At 43.5% G+C, this 19,022-nt stretch carries 15 protein-coding genes and 1 pseudogene; all 16 read right to left on the reverse strand.

The window, feature by feature from the left end:
- The 16 genes and pseudogenes from dnaE to rpsB all read right to left on the reverse strand — a co-directional run bounded on the left by dnaE (position 1) and on the right by rpsB (position 18,526).
- A complete protein-coding gene (gene dnaE / locus PSE69_RS12425; protein WP_040132401.1) occupies positions 1 to 3,483 on the reverse strand; it encodes a DNA polymerase III subunit alpha in 3,483 nt (1,160 codons plus the stop codon).
- An 11-nt stretch (positions 3,484 to 3,494) separates the two neighbouring features.
- Positions 3,495 to 4,088 carry a ribonuclease HII gene (rnhB, locus tag PSE69_RS12430; RefSeq protein ID WP_004916745.1) on the reverse strand — a complete coding sequence of 198 codons (594 nt, stop codon included), beginning with the start codon at positions 4,086 to 4,088 and terminating at the stop codon, positions 3,495 to 3,497.
- Positions 4,088 to 5,242 carry a lipid-A-disaccharide synthase gene (gene lpxB, locus PSE69_RS12435; protein WP_036943426.1) on the reverse strand — a complete coding sequence of 385 codons (1,155 nt, stop codon included), beginning with the start codon at positions 5,240 to 5,242 and terminating at the stop codon, positions 4,088 to 4,090. The genes rnhB and lpxB overlap by 1 nt, the downstream gene beginning before the upstream one ends.
- Positions 5,243 to 5,289: 47 nt before the next feature.
- Positions 5,290 to 6,087: an acyl-ACP--UDP-N-acetylglucosamine O-acyltransferase gene (gene lpxA / locus PSE69_RS12440; protein WP_004916754.1), complete on the reverse strand. Its 798-nt coding sequence runs from the start codon at positions 6,085 to 6,087 to the stop codon at positions 5,290 to 5,292.
- A gap of 1 nt (position 6,088) precedes the next feature.
- Positions 6,089 to 6,541, reverse strand: coding sequence for a 3-hydroxyacyl-ACP dehydratase FabZ (fabZ, locus tag PSE69_RS12445; protein WP_004916757.1), 453 nt, complete (start codon positions 6,539 to 6,541; stop codon positions 6,089 to 6,091).
- Between the two features lie 130 nt (positions 6,542 to 6,671).
- The gene (gene lpxD, locus PSE69_RS12450) at positions 6,672 to 7,709 is read right to left on the reverse strand and encodes a UDP-3-O-(3-hydroxymyristoyl)glucosamine N-acyltransferase (RefSeq protein ID WP_004916761.1); all 1,038 of its coding nucleotides are present in this window, start codon (positions 7,707 to 7,709) and stop codon (positions 6,672 to 6,674) included.
- A gap of 3 nt (positions 7,710 to 7,712) precedes the next feature.
- Positions 7,713 to 8,207 (reverse strand): molecular chaperone Skp, encoded by a 495-nt coding sequence (gene skp, locus PSE69_RS12455; protein ID WP_004916764.1) that lies wholly within the window; start codon positions 8,205 to 8,207, stop codon positions 7,713 to 7,715.
- 90 nt (positions 8,208 to 8,297) lie between these two features.
- Positions 8,298 to 10,712: an outer membrane protein assembly factor BamA gene (gene bamA, locus PSE69_RS12460; RefSeq protein WP_272675246.1), complete on the reverse strand. Its 2,415-nt coding sequence runs from the start codon at positions 10,710 to 10,712 to the stop codon at positions 8,298 to 8,300.
- A 40-nt stretch (positions 10,713 to 10,752) separates the two neighbouring features.
- Positions 10,753 to 12,106, reverse strand: a pseudogene (rseP, locus tag PSE69_RS12465) (sigma E protease regulator RseP).
- Between the two features lie 8 nt (positions 12,107 to 12,114).
- On the reverse strand, positions 12,115 to 12,978 hold the full coding sequence (cdsA, locus tag PSE69_RS12470) for a phosphatidate cytidylyltransferase (protein WP_121874655.1): 864 nt from the start codon (positions 12,976 to 12,978) through the stop codon (positions 12,115 to 12,117).
- A gap of 12 nt (positions 12,979 to 12,990) precedes the next feature.
- Positions 12,991 to 13,743, reverse strand: coding sequence for a polyprenyl diphosphate synthase (uppS, locus tag PSE69_RS12475; protein ID WP_004916773.1), 753 nt, complete (start codon positions 13,741 to 13,743; stop codon positions 12,991 to 12,993).
- Between the two features lie 180 nt (positions 13,744 to 13,923).
- A complete protein-coding gene (gene ispC, locus PSE69_RS12480) occupies positions 13,924 to 15,123 on the reverse strand; it encodes a 1-deoxy-D-xylulose-5-phosphate reductoisomerase (RefSeq protein ID WP_036943421.1) in 1,200 nt (399 codons plus the stop codon).
- 134 nt (positions 15,124 to 15,257) lie between these two features.
- Positions 15,258 to 15,815 carry a ribosome recycling factor gene (gene frr / locus PSE69_RS12485; RefSeq protein WP_004916781.1) on the reverse strand — a complete coding sequence of 186 codons (558 nt, stop codon included), beginning with the start codon at positions 15,813 to 15,815 and terminating at the stop codon, positions 15,258 to 15,260.
- A 108-nt stretch (positions 15,816 to 15,923) separates the two neighbouring features.
- Complete coding sequence (gene pyrH / locus PSE69_RS12490; protein ID WP_004916784.1) at positions 15,924 to 16,652, reverse strand: UMP kinase; 729 nt, start codon at positions 16,650 to 16,652, stop codon at positions 15,924 to 15,926.
- 153 nt (positions 16,653 to 16,805) lie between these two features.
- Positions 16,806 to 17,657 (reverse strand): translation elongation factor Ts, encoded by an 852-nt coding sequence (gene tsf / locus PSE69_RS12495; RefSeq protein WP_004916787.1) that lies wholly within the window; start codon positions 17,655 to 17,657, stop codon positions 16,806 to 16,808.
- Positions 17,658 to 17,800: 143 nt separating this feature from the next.
- A complete protein-coding gene (rpsB, locus tag PSE69_RS12500) occupies positions 17,801 to 18,526 on the reverse strand; it encodes a 30S ribosomal protein S2 (RefSeq protein WP_004916790.1) in 726 nt (241 codons plus the stop codon).
- Positions 18,527 to 19,022 lie beyond the last annotated feature (496 nt).

A 19,022-nucleotide genomic window follows, 5' to 3' on the forward strand; every position in this document is an offset into this window, starting at 1 on the left:
TTAGTCAAATTCTAATTCTACCTGCTCATTACCCAGCAGAGTTCGCAGAGAATTCAGAAGGTCATCAACGGGTGTTACGCGCCAAACAACACCAAATTTAAGCTTTGCTCTGGCATCATCCTTCTGATAATACAAATGAACCGGAATCGTTCCTGAACGATGGGGTTCAAGAGTGCTGCGAAGTCGGTTCAGTAACTGATCATTAATTTGTTTGTCTGACAGTGAAATTGCAAGTCCTCGCGCATATTTTTCCCTTGCTTCACTAATATCCATTAACTCCCGCACTGTCATTTTATTACCACCGTTGAAATCATCAAAGCTGACCTGACCGGTGGCAATCAGGATACTGTCTTTTTCCAGCAAGTGCTGGTATTTATCTAGTGCATCTGAAAATAACATAATATCCAGACGACCGGAACGATCATCAAGCGTACAAATACCAATTCGATTGCCACGCTTGGTAGTAATAACTTTGGCTGAAAGTACTAAACCTACCACAGTTGTCACCTGACCACGAGGGGTAGGGTTCACATCTTTCAATCTCAGACCATTAGTATAACGTTCTATTTCATTTAAATAACGCGTTATCGGGTGCCCTGTCAAATAAAGACCCAGCGTTTCCCTTTCACCGTCCAAAACAACTTGATCTGGCCATTTTGGTACGCTCGCGTATGAGCTTTCCACTTGTTCAGGGGCTTCTGCAAGCACACCAAACATATCAGTTTGCCCTATAGCCTCTGCTTTGGCGTGCTGATCCGCCGCTTTCAGCGCATCTTCCAGTGAAGACATTAAGGCTGCGCGGTGAGGCCCTAAATGATCGAACGCCCCCGCCATGATCAGTTTTTCCATGACGCGACGATTAATTTTTTTAAGATCAACACGCGCACAAAGATCAAAAATTTCCTTAAAGATCCCACCTTTTTGGCGAGCTTCTATAATCGCCTCAATTGGGCCTTCACCGACACCTTTAATCGCACCGATACCGTAAACAATTTCACCTTCATCGTTAACGTGAAAATGATATAGCCCACTATTAATATCAGGAGGTAATACTTTTAACCCCATTCGCCAACATTCATCGACGAGGCCGACGACTTTCTCGGTGTTATCCATATCCGCGGTCATAACAGCCGCCATAAATTCAGCCGGATAATGTGCTTTAAGCCATAATGTCTGGTATGAAACGAGCGCATAAGCGGCGGAGTGAGATTTGTTAAATCCGTAACCGGCAAATTTTTCTACCAAGTCAAAGATTTTCATCGATAGCTCACCATCGATACCGTTTTTGATGGCTCCTTCCTCAAAGACGGAACGCTGTTTTGCCATCTCCTCCGGTTTCTTTTTCCCCATCGCACGACGTAACATATCCGCGCCGCCGAGAGTATAACCAGCGAGTACCTGTGCAATCTGCATCACCTGTTCCTGGTATAAGATAATGCCATACGTCGGCTCTAGAACAGGTTTTAATGATTCATGTTGCCACTGCACATCAGGGTATGAAATCTCTTCACGCCCATGCTTACGGTCGATAAAGTTATCCACCATCCCTGATTGCAATGGACCAGGGCGAAACAGTGCCACCAATGCAATCATATCTTCAAAGCAGTCAGGACGCAGGCGCTTGATCAAATCCTTCATCCCTCGGGATTCAAGCTGGAATACCGCCGTTGTTTCTGAACGCTGCAACATGTCGAAACTTTTTTGATCATCCAATGGTATTGCCGCAATATCCACTGGCTCAAGGTTTTTCTTAGCCCGCCTTGCGTTGATCATCTCTAACGCCCAGTTAATGATCGTGAGCGTACGTAATCCCAAAAAGTCGAACTTCACCAATCCCGCATATTCAACGTCGTTTTTATCAAATTGGGTGACTGGGTTATTCCCTTCCGCATCGCAATACAGAGGGGCAAAATCGGTAATTTTGGTAGGCGCAATAACCACGCCCCCAGCATGTTTCCCAGCGTTACGTGTGACCCCTTCAAGTTTACGCGCCATATCGATGAGCGCTTTCACCTCTTCATCGGCTTCGTAAATTTCAGGCAGTTGCGGCTCGGCCTCAAATGCTTTCTCTAATGTCATTCCCGGATCAGGGGGAACCAGTTTCGAGATCCGATCGACAAAACCGTATGGGTGGCCTAATACACGGCCTACGTCGCGGATAACCGCCTTCGCCGCCATCGTACCGAACGTAATGATCTGCGAAACCGCATCTCGTCCATACATTTGAGCAACGTGATCAATCACTTGATCGCGTTTTTCCATACAGAAGTCAACGTCAAAGTCAGGCATAGAAACCCGTTCAGGGTTTAAGAAACGTTCAAAAAGGAGATCGAACTCTAACGGATCTAAGTCAGTAATTTTTAGAGCGTAGGCAACCAAAGAGCCTGCACCGGAGCCACGACCAGGCCCTACTGGTACACCGTTATCTTTTGACCATTGAATAAACTCCATCACGATCAAGAAATAACCAGGGAACCCCATTTGGTTAATAACGTTTAGCTCGACTTCTAGCCGTTCATCATATTCAGGACGTCTTTCGGCTCTCACTTTCTCATCAGGAAAAAGGAACTTCAGGCGCTCCTCTAATCCCTCTTTTGACCGCATAACCAAAAAGTCTTCCGTTTTCATATCCCCTGTTGGGAATTGGGGAAGGAAGTACTCACCAAGACGAATGGTTACGTTACAACGCTTAGCAATCTCTACACTATTTTCAAGTGCTTCAGGGATGTCGGCAAACAGCTCACACATCTCTTCTTCAGATCGTAAATATTGCTGAGGGCTATATTTTTTAGGCCTTTTAGGATCAGATAAGGTAAAACCATCATGGATAGCGACACGTATTTCATGCGCATCAAAGTCGCTACTTTCAATAAAACGTACATCATTAGTCGCAACAACAGGTAAACCACGCTGCGTTGCAAGCTCTACCGCCGCATGTAAATAACTCTCTTCGTCAGGCCTTCCTGTACGAATGAGTTCTAAATAGTAGCAACCGGGAAAGTGGGTTTCGTAAAATGCCAAGCATTCATCAACGAGAGCTTGATTACCGCGCAATAAAAATTGCCCTACATCCCCTTGGCGGCCACCTGAAAGCAGTATCAAACCTTCTTTATGCTTAACAAGCCAATCGCGATGGATCGTTGGCCCTATCGCCCCATAGCCTTTTTGATAGGCTTCTGAGATCAACAGTGTCAGGTTTTGGTAGCCTTCGTTATTACGAGCTAGTACGGTTAAGTGAGCAATCTCATCACCCAATTGCTCGCTTTCAACAAAAAAGTCAGCGCCAATAATAGGTTTAATACCAGCACCGTGCGCTGCCCCATAGAACTTCACCAAACCACATAAGTTAGTGAAATCAGTGATCGCAAATGCTGGCATGCCCATTGCTGCCACTTTTTTAACTAATGGGCCGGTTTTTGCCAGACCATCAATCATTGAATAGTCGCTGTGAACGCGTAAGTGAATAAAACGAGGTTCAGCCATCTAATTTATACTCAATCTTTCGCTTCTAATGCACGGCGCACAGGAGCAAAACTCTTGCGATGAAATTTTGTTGCGCCAAACTGTGCCAGTTTTTCTAAATGATAAGCCGTCGGATAGCCCTTATGTTTTGCAAAACCATATTCTGGATAAGCTTTATCTAGCTCAACCATTTCTCGGTCTCTAACCACTTTGGCTAAAATTGATGCCGCGCTTATTTCCTGCACTAAACTATCACCTTTAATCACCGCTTGTGAAGGCATTGATAAGGTTGGGCAACGGTTACCATCCACTAAAACAAAATCAGGTGTTATGCTTAAACCAGCAACAGCACGTTGCATCGCAAGCATGGTGGCATGCAGGATATTGATTTCATCAATTTCTTCAGGTTCGGCTCGCCCAATACACCAGCACAAGGCTTTTTCTTGGATCTCAACAAAGAGTTTTTCGCGTTTTTTCTCGGTGAGTTTTTTTGAGTCAGTCAAGCCAATGATTGGATTTTTAGGATCCAATATTACAGCGGCGGTCACCACCGCACCAACAAGGGGGCCGCGCCCAACTTCATCTACGCCAGCAATTAAGTTGGCTTTTGGGTATATAAAATCCATTAATTTCGAACCAAATCCAATACAGCTTCAGCCGCTTGTTTATCTGCATCACAGCGGATCAATTGATGGAGCTGTAAAAATGTTGCTTTTAATTGTTCTACCTGTTCGCCGCCTTCCAGTAAGGGAATTAGCTGCTGAGCTAACTTTTCAGGTTGGCACTCTTCCTGTAGTAACTCTTTGACTATCTCTTTTTCAGCTAACAAATTAGGCAATGAAACATAGGGTGTCTTTACTAAACGTTTTGCCAACCAAAAAGTAAATGGTTTCATACGATAACCCACTACCATTGGACATTTCGCTAGCATACATTCAAGAGCCGCCGTTCCCGATGCGAGCAACGTCGCATCCGCCGCGATCATCGCATCTCTGCCTTGGCCATCTAACATATGGACAGCTAGCTCTGGAGCGACTTGTTGACGGATCGCTTCAAACTGTTCACGCCGTTTTTGGTTGACCAAAGGCACGACAATGTGAAGATCCGTAAAATGCTGTTGTAAAATTTTCGCTGTTTTCAAAAAATCAGCACTTAGCATTTCAACTTCTGAGTGACGGCTGCCCGGTAAGAGGGCTAAACACTTCCCTTCTTCAGGTATACCAATGCGTTGCCTTGCCGCTGTTTTATCGACATGAAGCGGGATAGCATCTGCCATTGTGTGCCCAATAAAGCGACACGGAACATTAAAACGATCATAGAAGGCTTTTTCAAACGGCAAAAAGGCAAGCACTAAATTTGTTGCTCGACCAATTTTGAAGACGCGTTTCTGCCGCCATGCCCACACAGAAGGGCTGACGTAATGAATGGTTTTAATGCCTTTTGATTTTAACTTCCCTTCAAGGGTGATATTAAAATCAGGTGCATCAATACCAACAAAGATATCTGGCTGTAATTGTGTAAAGCGTTCGGTAAGATCTTTGCGAATAGCGAGTAACCGAGGAAGCCTGCCAAGCACTTCAACAATCCCCATTACCGCTAACTCTTCCATCTCATACCAAGCTTCACAGCCTTCTGCTTGCATTAAAGGCCCTGCGACACCTACAAAACGTGCATCAGGTACTTGTGCTTTGAGTGCTCGGATAAGCCCTGCGCCGAGTATATCGCCGGATGTTTCCCCAGCAACAAGGCCAATAGTAAGTGGGCGGTGATGATTCGCCAAAATGATCTCCTTAATAAAGGCCCTGACTTCGTTATCTTAACTACCGACTAACGAATAATACCACGATTAGACTCTGCGGAGTTCTCAAGGAACTCGCTGAACACTTTCACATGCGGGTTAGCTTGTGCAAGTTGAGCGATTTCGCTACGTGCTTCCTCTAGTGATTTACCTGAACGATAAAGGACTTTGTAGGCATTACGAATCGCATGTAGAGACTCTTTATCAAAACCGCGACGCTTCAAGCCTTCAATATTCAGGCCATAAGGCGTTGCATGGTTACCTTGCGCAATGACGTAAGGTGGAACATCTTGCGCCACACCTGAACAACCGCCAACCATAACATGAGCACCAATTTGGCAAAATTGATGAACAGCAGTCATTCCGCCAATAATTGCGAAGTCACCTAAAATAACATGACCACCCAGTGTACCGTTGTTTGCAATGATGCAGCGGTTACCAATAATACAATCGTGGGCAATATGCACATTCACCATAAATAGGTTATCGTCACCCACTTTGGTTAAACTACCGCCTTGGATCGTTCCGCGATGGATAGTGACACTTTCTCTTATACGGTTTCTGTCACCGATCTCGACTCGTGTTGGTTCACCTTGGTATTTCAGGTCTTGGTTGATTTCACCAATCGATGCGAACTGGAAGATCACATTGTCACGGCCAATTTTGGTGTGGCCATTAACAACAATGTGCGATTTGAGCTCAGTGCCTTCGCCGATTTCAACGTTAGCACCAATATAACAAAAAGGGCCAATACGAACATTGGCACCAATAATAGCTCCATCTTCGACAATCGATGAGGGATGAATACAGGCTGTTTTATCAATCATATCAGACCTCACGGCGACGGGCGCACATCATTTCAGCTTCGCAGGCCACTTCTCCATCAACTTTTGCAACACCTTTAAAACGTGCAACACCGCGACGTTCTTTAATAAACTCGACTTCGAGGATCATCTGATCTCCCGGCAACACTGGGCGCTTGAAACGAGCATTATCAATCGCTGCAAAATAGTACAATTCACCCGGTTCTAGTTTACCAACGCTCTTAAATGCTAGGATACCTGTTGCTTGAGCCATTGCTTCTAGGATCAACACACCTGGAAAAATAGGTTTGCCCGGAAAGTGGCCTTGGAAAAAGGGTTCATTGAATGACACATTTTTTACTGCGCGCAGAGATTTTCCTTTTTCAAAATCCAGTACACGGTCAACCAAAAGGAATGGGTAACGGTGTGGAAGTAATTCTAAAATCTCTTCAATATTCAGAGTATGATTATCACTCATCGAAATACTCTTCCTGTCTATTAATACAATTTAATTAACGAATCGGCCTGCTTTAACCATAAAGTTAGGTTAACTGGCAGGCCGGAAAAACGTAACTCAGTCGATTATTTTAACCTGAATTACGAAATGATTACTGATTTTTTTGAGTTTGACTATCTAATTCACGCTCAACAGCTTTTAAGCGCTTATTCATCTCATTGATATTCAAAACCAAAGCTGCTGTTTTACGCCAAACTTTATTAGGCTGTAAAGGAATACCAGAAGAGTATACACCAGGTTCAGTGATTGGTCTCATAACCATTCCCATCCCTGTGACAGTCACCTTATCGCAAATTTCCATGTGACCGTTAATAACACTCGCACCACCAATCATGCAGTAGCGACCAATTTTCAAGCTACCCGCCATGATAACGCCACCTGCTACGGCGGTATTATCACCGATGGTTACGTTGTGTGCTATCTGACATTGGTTATCAATAATAACACCATTACCAATAACTGTATTATCTAGCGCACCACGATCAATTGTTGTACAAGCGCCAATTTCTACGCGATCGCCAATAATAACTGTGCCTAGCTGAGGAATTTTGACCCAATTGCCACGATCATTCGCGTAGCCAAAACCATCAGAACCGATAACAGCTCCTGATTGGATCAAGCAGTGTTCACCAATTTCAACATTATGGTAAACGCTAACATTCGCCCATAAACGCGTACCAGCCCCGATACGAGTATTTTTACCAACAAAACAACCTGCGCCAATAACAACGTTATCGCCTAACACAACGCCGCTTTCAATCACGGCATTCGCCCCAATCGCCACGTTGTTTCCTAACTTCGCCCCTTCATCGATAACGGCTGACGAATGGATATTCTCTGCTGGGCTTGGCGTTGTATCCATGATTTGTGCCATGCGAGCATAGGCAAGATAAGGGTTATCGACTACCAGCGCCGCCACTTTACAAGCATCAAGATCTTTCGCTGTTAATACCACAGCGGCAGCCTGACACTCAGCGAGTTTGTCGCTGTAGCGACTATCTGATAGGAATGTAATTTGCTGATTATTTGCTGAATACATCGGTGCAATACCGGTGATGACGATATCGCCATCACCGTGTAACTGTGCATTCAACTGCTGAGCGAGGTCAGCCAATCGAATTGAGGACATCTATTATTTAACCTGTTTTTGAACCTTACTCGTGATGTCTACGCTATCTTTGGCATATGCAACAGCATTTGCATCGATAACCACATCATAACCTTCTTTGGCTGCAACAGATTTAATAGAATCCTGAATACGACTTAGGATTTTGTTACGCTCTTCCATTTGACGACGACGGTTGTCTTCTTCAAATTTTTGCGCTTTTTCTGCGAACTGATCACGTTTAGCCATCAGCTCTTTTTCTTGTTTTTCACGTTCGCTTTGCTTCATTGTTGCACCATCACGACGTAATTTTTCTACGCGTGATTGAAGGTCTTTTTCTAAATTTTGCAACTCTGTCGCACGGCTTTTGAATTCACTTTCAAGCTGTTTAGCTACAGCTTCGCGCGCTGGCATTTTTTGGAAAATTTCGCCAACGTTCACGACTGCAATTTTATCTGCATAAGCACCTGCTGACATCGCCAAAGCCAGAGTGACACCCGCCGCACACAACAATTTTTTCACACGAAACTCCTTAACCCATATTTATGGCTGGAAATTTTGGTCACCCTCACTATATATGCAAGGGCTTTCCTTAGATAGAGACGTTCTAGATTACCACGTTCTACCAATATTAAATTGGAACTGTTCTGATTTATCCCCTTCGTAATCCTTAATAGGTTGCGCATAGGAGAAGACCAGAGGCCCAAGCGGTGACATCCACTGTAGAGCAACCCCCGTAGAAACACGGACGTTTGTTGCTTTACCATAATCTGGCATGCCTTTACGCCAATCTGCATTGATACTGTTCCAGTTGGTATCCCATACTGTACCCGCATCAACAAATAACGATGTACGAACTGTATTTGAGTATTTCTCATCGATAAATGGTGTTGGTGTAATCAGCTCAAAGGACGCCGCATACATCGCATTACCACCTACCGCATCGCTTGATGGGCTACCCGGTTCAGGCTCACCTTTACCATTAACATTTTTCAGATAAACCGCTTTTGGCCCGATATTGTTAGAACGGAAACCACGCAGCGTACTTGAACCACCAGCATAGAAGTTTTCATAGAATGGCATTTGCTTGCTGCCAAGACCATCCCCGTAACCTGCTTGTGCACGACCTAAGATAACCCAAGTCTCATCTTCATTGATTGGGTAGTACTGTGCTGTATCAAAACGCAGTTTGTAGTACTCGTTATCAGAGCCTGGAACGGTGATTTTACCTGAAACACTGGTTTTATTACCCGATGTCGGGAAGAAACCACGGTTCAAGGAATTATAAGTCCAACCTAAGTTAACGGTGAAGTCATCCGCATTAAATTTCTCTTTATTGCGACCATCATCATTAATTGGAGGCTTATCGCCCATAGAATAGAGGTAATCCCACATTGCTGCTTGCGGACGCATATCAGACAATGAGTTATGAACGTAACCTGCACCAACACGGAATGAGTTATTCTCGTTGAATGGGAAGCTTAAGAACGTATCTAAACCATAGGTTTTATTGGTATAGCCAGACAAGTCAGCATCTTTCGCACGGAAATCATTATAGAAAACACGCCCGCCTAAGCTCACACCATTAACGGTGAAGTAAGGATCCGTAAACGACATTTCAACGTTGGTTGAGTAATCGTTTTTACTTGCGTTGATCCCAACCGCATTACCGGTTCCTAACCAGTTGTCTTGACTTACACCGACTTGGAAACTCACGCCACTTTCAGTACCGAAACCGACACCAAAGTTCATGGAGCCTGTATTACGCTCTTTAACTTTGTAGACCACATCGACTTGGTCTGGGCTACCCGGTACCCGTTGCGTTTCGACATCAACAGTTTCAAAGAAACCCGTACGGTTAAGACGCTCTTTGCCTAATTCGACTAAATCATTACCAAGCCAAGCCCCTTCCATCTGGCGCATTTCACGACGGAGGACGGAGTCTTTACTTGTGTCATTACCTTGGAAACGGATTTGACGAACATAGAAGCGGTTACCTGCATCAATATTGACATGCAGTTTGACCGTTTTATCTTCATCATTAATTTCAGGTTGTGTCATTACACGAGGATAGGCATAACCATAACGACCAAGAAGATCCTTGATTTTGTTTTCCATACTCGTCACCTGCGTGCCGTTATACAGCTCGCCTGGGGTGATCGTAATGAGTTCTTGAATTTCAGTCAGATGATCTGCGGTATTACCATTAATTTCCACACCAGAGATCTTATATTGATCGCCTTCAGTGACATTAATTGTAATGTAGATATCTTTTTTGTCTAGCGTCAAACTGACTTGAGTGGAATCAATATTGAAACGCGCATAGCCACGGTCAAGATAGAAGCTACGAAGAGTTTCTAAATCACCAGCCAGTTTTTGTTTTTGATATTTTTGGTCTGCCGCTAGGTTCCACCATGGCACATCATCACGCAATTGGAATTTATTAACCAATTCAGCCGTCGTGTAATTTTTGTTTCCTACGACGTTAATCTGCTGAATTTTTGCAGACACGCCCTCAGAGAACACAAATTTTAAATCTACACGGTTACGAGGCAGTGGCGTAGCCACTGCTTTTACTGTCGCATTGTATTTACCAACACTATAGTAAAAGTCTTCCAGACCTTTCTCGATATTCGCTATTTTCGTGCGGTCCAAAGCCTCACCAACACGAATGTTTGATGCTTCCAAGTTTTGTTTGAGCATATCATCTTTAACAGATTTATTGCCTGTAAAAGTGATACTCGCGATGGTTGGTCGCTCTTTAACTTGAACGATCAGCGTGTTTCCATCACGCAGGACCCTAACATCTTCGAAGTTGCCAGTAGAGAATAGAGATCGAATTGAACGGCTAATATCTTCGTTATCAATCGAGTCACCTACCCTGACAGGCATGTTCAATAATGCTGCACCAACGGCGACGCGTTGTAGACCTTCGAAACGAATGTCCTTAACTACGAATCCGTCTGAACCGTATGCAGTCGCGCTGCCAAATAGCAGCGACGCTATGAGCAACTTTTTCATCGCCATCGTTGTTATGCGTATTCCTTACTGGTCCCCAGCTTACTTGTTAGAAGCGAGAGAAATCATTAAAAAGTGCAAGTCCCATTAACAGAATCAATGCCATTGCACCTATCCGATAACTAAAGTCTTGTACTCGCTCAGACACTGGACTTCCTTTAATTTTCTCAATTAACAGGAAGAGCAAGTGCCCCCCCATCTAATACAGGCAATGGAAACAAATTGATAATGCCCAAGTTTACGCTTATCAGCGCAATGAACATCAAATAATATACCAAGCCTGACTCTGCCGATACCCCTGCACCTTTCGCAATAGATATCGGTCCACTCAAGTTGTTAAGTTTGACATCCCCAACAACGAGTTTGCCCATCATATTCACGGTCAGTTTCATCAACTGCCACGTTTTATCGCTAGCTTGATAGATGGCAGAAAATGGCCCATATTGCTGCACCATTCTATATTCATCTGCTAACGGTAACACTGAAAGTTCAACTCCCGCAAATCCAATTTGCTCGCCACCCTTTCCATTTTGACTATCAGGCGTCAATGTGAGTGAGATGATCTGATTATTTCTTTCAACAGCTAACTTCAACGGTTGATTCGGACTATTACGAATCAACCGAGTTACCGGATTCCACAAATCTAATGTTTCGCCATTTACGCTAACAATTCTATCTCCGGGTTGCAAACCTGCTCGCTCACCAGCTAAACCCGGTGAAACTTTCGATATCACAGGATCAATTCTAGCGGAAACCGGCATAATTCCCATGGAAAGAACGGGATCTTGCTTTTCAGGATCAAATTGCCATGCGGTTAAATCTACCGTTTTAGTCACTGGTTCACTAAACCCTTGAGGCAATACGGACACAGTGAGTTCACTGTCGCCAATTTTGCCAACTAAGGCTAATCGAATTGAATTCCAGTCAGGCGTTTCGATACCATCAATCGATTTTAGTTCCATTCCCGGCAAAATATTTGCACTAGCGGCAACGGAGCCAGGTTTCACATCTTCAATCACAGGGCGTACTGATGGAATCCCCATCATGAACACCACCCAGTAGACAACAATTGCAAGTAAAAAGTTCGCAATTGGGCCAGCACTAATGATGGCGGCTCTCTGACCAACCGTTTTATTGTTAAACGCTAAATGACGGCGTTCAGGTGACACATCACCGACGCGCTCATCAAGCATTTTGACATAACCGCCTAGCGGGATCAGGGCAATAACAAATTCGGTTCCTTGTCGATCCACCTTGCGCCATAACGTTTTCCCAAAGCCGATAGAAAAACGTTCTACATAAACACCGCAGCGACGTGCAACCCAAAAGTGACCAAATTCATGTACGGTAATTAACACCCCAATGGCGATGATAAATGCCGCTAGACTCCAAAAAAATCCCATGTCTTATCCTAGAGACCGAACCCGTTAAAAACTAACAAATTTAACCCTGCAAATACAGGTATTGCCGCTGTTAGACTGTCAATTCGATCAAGAATTCCACCGTGACCAGGAATTAAATGGCTACTGTCTTTAATTCCTGACTGGCGTTTAAACATACTTTCCGTCAAATCACCGAACACAGATACTACAACAACAATAATTGATGTAACCAGCAAATAATCAGGCATTACTGGGATTGGCGCAAATGAACTAAATAGCCAAGAAATAATACCTGCGGTGATCAACCCACCAACAAGGCCTTCCCAGGTTTTACCGGGGGAAACCTTAGGTGCCATCTTATGGCGCCCCATTGTACGACCAAAGGCATAAGCGCCTGAATCAGCACCCCACACCAGCAACATAACATATAGCAACCACCAAGCACCAAAAAAGGTGTCACTATGGTAACCAATGGTTCGAAGCACCATCATACCGCAATAAAAAGGAATGATAGTTAACAGCCCAAACAGTACACGTACTAACGCCGATTGCCCCCATGCTTTTGCTGATGCTGGGAAAGTAATCACAAGTAAAATTGCCACTATCCACCAAATAAGACCGGCCCATAAACCATATAAAATAAGCGGCTCATTCTTTAACGTTGTGATATCAGCAAAAGAGAACTGCATGGCTAGCAGTATGATGGCAAAAACCACCGCAAGACCAATTCGCTTAGCGTGTGTGTGCCAACCTGCAAATTGCGCCCATTCCCAAGCCCCTAAAGCACATACGGCAATCACCACATAACCAAAAGCGGCAGGTGAAAGCAAAAAAAGCGCAGCAATAACCAGCGGTATTAATACAATCGCTGTCATTAAACGATATTTCAGCACAATTTACCCCTTTTATTTAACGAGCTCATCATCAGACTCAGCTCCACCATAACGCCGCTCGCGTTGACTAAAAGCATCAATTGCATTCTGAAACACCATTTCATCAAAATCTGGCCACAGTACATTGGTGAAATAGAATTCCGCATAAGCAACCTGCCATAATAAAAAGTTACTGATACGGTGTTCTCCACCAGTTCTGATAACCAAATCAACATTTTCTTGATCATGCATACAAACATAATGGTCAATGGTATTTTCATTGATATCGTCAAGAGAAAGTTGCCCACTTTGTACGCGCGCAAAGATTTGCTTCATACTATTAGCAATATCCCAACGACCACCATAATTCGCCGCAATATTGAGTTTTAAGCCCGTATTATTTGCAGTTAATTTTTCTGCTTTTTGAATACGTTTTTGAAGACGCTCACTAAATCGACTAATATCACCAATAACCAATAATTTTACATTATTTTTATGTAGATTCTTGACTTCATTATCTAACGCAAAAACAAATAGCTCCATCAGTGAACTGACTTCTTTTTCTGGTCTTCTCCAGTTTTCACTACTAAATGCATACAGCGTCAGTGAGCTAATCTTGTTTTTTACTGCAAAACGTACTGCATTACGCACAGACTCAACGCCAGCCTTGTGCCCTGTTATTCTTAGTTTTCCTCTCTGCTTTGCCCAACGCCCATTGCCATCCATGATAATCGCAACATGTTTTGGCAAGGCTGAATGAGAGAGATTTTCACCACTAGAGTTCATTAAATAGTAATCCTTGTATGCATAGCGTCGAGAATTCAGCATTATCATAACCGCTATTGTTGAGTTTGCTGATAAGACACATCCTTAATTCTCCGCTAAATACTGATATTATCTTTCGTTCTTATAAGCGTCACATATTAAAGACTTATTATACTTATCAGCAACTAAATAAATCACATACTAGACTGAAAATGTATGTTTGATTAGTTGTGCAGCTTCTCGACGAGCTTGATTGTCGATGTCTAAGACCTCATCAATCGAAACTGGTTCAGATAAATGCAATTTTTCTAATGTACTTAGGTTAATTTTTGCAATATCTGTAAAGCGTATTTTACCGTCCAAGAATGCAGCGACAGCGATTTCATTAGCGCCATTTAGAATAGTTGTGGCTGCTTGCCCAGCATGGCAGGCATCGATAGCCAATTTTAAACAAGGGTAACGTTGATAATCTGGCTGTACAAAGGTTAATGATGACAATTTTGTAAAATCTAACGGTTCGACACCAGAAGAAATACGCTGCGGATAAGCCATGCTGTATGAAATTGGGGTGCACATATCAGGCGTACCTAGCTGAGCTATCACGCTACCATCACGATAACGCACCATAGAATGGATAACGGATTGAGGGTGAATAATCACTTCCATTTGTTGTTGATTGGCATTAAAGAAATAACAAGCCTCAATATATTCAAGCCCCTTATTCATCATCGTCGCTGAATCAACAGAAATTTTACGCCCCATAGACCAATTTGGATGGTTGCATGCTTCGTCCGGCGTCACATTATCTAGGTGCGACAACGGAGTATCCCTAAAAGGACCACCAGAACCTGTCAAAATAATGCTTGAAATTCCCGAGGCCGATAAATCGGCAAAACCCAAGTTGAGTTGAATGTTTTCAGGTAAACTTTGGAAAATCGCATTATGTTCGCTATCGATAGGAAAGACTGTCGCACCGTGCTCACGAATCGCATTAAAGAATAGACGACCGCTCGTGATCAGCGATTCTTTATTCGCTAATAAAATTCGTTTGCCCTTGCGGATTGCGGCTAAGGTAGGAAGTAGTCCAGCAACACCAGTAATAGCGGACATCACTTGGTCCGCATCATCCAAGCCTGCAAGTTGAATGGCGGCATCTGTTCCTGATAAAACTTCTGTTTTGCAATTATTTTCAGACAAAATTGCCCGTAATGCTTGAGCAGAAGATTCATCAGCCATAGAGGCGTATTGAGGTTGAAATTCAAGGCATTGGTTTGCTAATTCCGCCACATTGCGACCAGCAACTAAAGCGACAATTTGAAATTTATCACGGTTATTTCTGACAACAGAAAGTGTGCTTTTACCAATTGAACCTGTTGATCCTAGAATAGTAAGACGTTTCATTATGCGGATGCTCTGTATTTACTCAATACTGAGATTATATCAGCTTGAAAGGGAAGAAAGGATTTTTATTAGATATGAATGAATAAAGCCATCAGAGATTTCCCTCTAGATGGCTTTATTCGCTACTTGATAGATTAGAATTCCATCAATTCAGCTTCTTTCTGCGCTAATGCTTCATCAACTTTCTTAATGTAGCCATCAGTCAGTTTTTGGATGTCATCTTGTGAACGACGTTCTTCGTCTTCACTGATCTCTTTATCTTTCAGCAGGGCTTTAATTTTATCGTTCGCATCACGACGAATGTTACGAACAGCAACACGACCTTGCTCAGCTTCCGCTCTAACAACTTTGATCAGGTCTTTACGGCGCTCTTCTGTCAGTGGAGGAAGTGGAACACGGATAACAGTACCGGCAGAAGATGGGTTTAAACCTAAATCAGACGCCATAATCGCTTTTTCAATCGCAGGAGACATTGAGCGATCAAAGACTGAAATTGCTAAAGTACGCGCATCTTCAACAGTTACGTTAGCAAGTTGGCGCAAAGGCGTTGCGGCGCCATAATAGTCAACCATGATGCCATCAAGTAGGCTTGGTGACGCACGGCCTGTACGAACTTTACTGATTTGGTTTTTTAGTGCTTCAACACTCTTTTCCATACGGTCTTGAGCATCTTTTTTGATTTCATTAATCACGTTTTCAACCCTTAAGAACTGGTTATTAAAGGCCGCAATGCAGCCTCGCTTAAATTGTCTGAACTTATATTAGATAATACAGTTAAACGCGGTTGATGTCTCTGAGTATTAATTGTGAGAAATCAGAGTTCCTTCATTTTCACCCATTACAACACGACGTAGAGCGCCAGGTTTATTCATATTGAAAACACGAATAGGCAAGTTATGATCACGTGCTAACGTAAACGCTGCCAAATCCATCACTTTCAATTCACGCTCAAGCACCTCTTGATAAGTCAGCGTTTCATAAAGTACGGCATCTGGGTTCTTTGCAGGATCCGCTGAATAAACACCATCAACTTTTGTTGCTTTCAATACAACATCCGCTTCAATCTCAATACCACGTAAACACGCGGCAGAGTCAGTTGTAAAGAATGGGTTACCTGTTCCAGCAGAAAAAATCACAACACGACCATGGCGTAACAGACTGATAGCTTCAGCCCAGCTATAGTTATCACACACGCCGTTAAGAGGAATAGCAGACATCAGTCTTGCATTCACGTAAGCACGATGCAATGCATCACGCATCGCTAGCCCGTTCATCACAGTGGCTAGCATTCCCATATGGTCACCGACCACACGGTTCATCCCCGCCTGTGCCAAACCAGCACCACGAAACAGGTTACCACCGCCAATAACGACACCGACCTGTACACCCAGCTCTATAAGTTCTTTGATTTCCTGAGCCATACGATCTAAAACGCTAGCATCGATTCCAAAACCTTCTGCGCCTTGTAAGGCTTCGCCACTGAGCTTAAGCAGGATACGCTGATAAACGGGTTTTGCATTGGTTGCCATGGTGTTCTGTCCTACACAGATAATTTATTGGGGTAACACACGCAGAATACTTAAAGGTGGATTCTACGTACCTTAATTATTGAATTCGTTGTATTACTACAATGTATATTAAAACAGAGCCGCCAATCGGCGGCTCCTTGTAAAACTGACGACTTATTTGCTCATTGCAGCAACTTCAGCTGCAAAGTCAGTTTCAACTTTCTCAATACCTTCACCCACTTCGAAACGGATGAAGTTAGTGACTTTCGCATTTTTCTCTTTCAGCAGATCACCAACAGATTTGCTTGGATCCATCACGAAAGGCTGGCCAGTCAGAGAGATTTCGCCAGTAAATTTGTTCATACGGCCAGTAACCATTTTCTCTGCGATTTCGCGTGGTTTACCTGACTGCATAGCGATGTCTAATTGGATTTGGTGCTCGTGAGCAACAACGTCCGCTGGTACATCGTCTGGAGTAACATATTCAGGCTTGCTTGCAGCAATGTGCATTGCAATGTGTTTTAGCAGCTCTTCATCAGCGCCTTCAGCCGCAACCAAAACACCGATACGCGCACCGTGCAGGTAGCTACCTACTTGTGCACCGTCTAGGATTGCGACGCGACGAATGTTGATGTTTTCACCGATTTTAGCGACCAGAGCAGTACGTGCATCTTCGAATTTCGCTTTAACTGCTTCGATATCAGTATTTCTATCAGCGATAACAGAAGCCATAACTTCTTTACCAAATGCCAAGAAACCAGCATCTTTAGCAACGAAGTCAGTTTCACAGTTCAGTTCGATCAGAGCACCGCTTTTGCCATCAGCAAAAACTTCTGCAAGGATAACACCTTCAGCAGCAACACGGCCTGCTTTCTTAGCAGCTTTAGCTTGACCTGATTTACGCATGTTGTCGATTGCTAATTCGATATCACCATTAGCTTCAACTAGTGCTTTTTTACATTCCATCATACCTGCGCCAGTACGTTCGCGCAGTTCTTTTACCAATGCAGCGGTAATTCCAGACATGTGATTTATTCCTCGATATACCTCGTAGGGGGCTCCCTACAAGGGTCATTCTGATTCAGATAGATAAAAGGGGCCATATAGGCCCCCTTCTAACCATATAGCAATACCTGGTTTATAAGGGCTCTTTATTAGAGCAGGCCTTATTATTCAGCTTCTACTAAGCCTTCTTCTGCTTGAACAGCCAGATCCTGAGAACGACCTTCACGAACGGAAGTTGCTACAGCGCTCAGATACAATTTGATTGCACGGATTGCGTCGTCGTTACCAGGGATAACGAAGTCGATACCGTCTGGATCAGAGTTAGTATCAACGATAGCAAATACTGGGATACCCAGGTTGTTTGCTTCTTTGATAGCAATGTGTTCGTGTTCTGCATCGATAACGAACAGAGCGTCAGGTAAACCGCCCATATCTTTGATACCGCCTAAGCTGTTTTCTAACTTACCAAGTTCACGAGAACGCATCAGCGCTTCTTTTTTGGTCAGTTTGTCGAAAGTACCGTCTTGTGACTGAACTTCCAGATCTTTCAGACGTTTGATTGACTGACGAACAGTTTTCCAGTTAGTCAGCATACCACCTAACCAACGGTGGTTAACGAAATACTGGTCACAGCTATTAGCAGCTTCTTGAACGGCTTCGCTTGCTGCACGTTTAGTACCAACAAACAGAATCTTGCCTTTACGAGAAGCAATTTTAGTCAACTCAGCCAGAGCTTCGTTGAACATTGGAACGGTTTTTTCCAAGTTAATGATATGTACTTTGTTACGAGCGCCGAAAATGAAAGGTTTCATTTTAGGGTTCCAGTAACGAGTCTGGTGACCAAAGTGTACGCCCGCTTGTAGCATATCGCGCATGGAAACAGTTGCCATTTAATACCTCTGTATTTTAAGTAATTGGGGTTATGCCTCCACGGATCCCATAACACCGACTCCAAAGCTGCGCTAAAACGCATAAGAGCACCCCGGTGCATGTGTCGACCCGTGTGTGTTATACACAATTGAGTTTAGTTTTCGCTAATCCATAATGCCAATCGAATACGCTTTAACAGGGTAGCAAAACGATTTTTTCGAAGAGATAATGTGGATCGCCGGCGCGCTTTATACCATAAAATGGATCAATAAGCCAACTTTTGTTGTTTTTTTACGGGGTGAAAAAACACCATCAAATGGCTTGAATCTCTTCATTAAAACGAGGCGAAATCGCCTTGGTAAGCATCATTGAGCGTTTTATACACGGCGTATGGATAGCGTTTTTTCTTTTTATTATTTGATAAAAAAATCTTCAACGACAAATACTCGTTTTTCACTATCCATAATATCAGACCCAAAGTGTATTTGCTCTCAATACCTTTTATTTAATGGCGTA

Source organism: Providencia sp. PROV122, assembly GCF_028482365.1.
GTDB classification, from domain to species: Bacteria; Pseudomonadota; Gammaproteobacteria; order Enterobacterales; family Enterobacteriaceae; genus Providencia; species Providencia stuartii.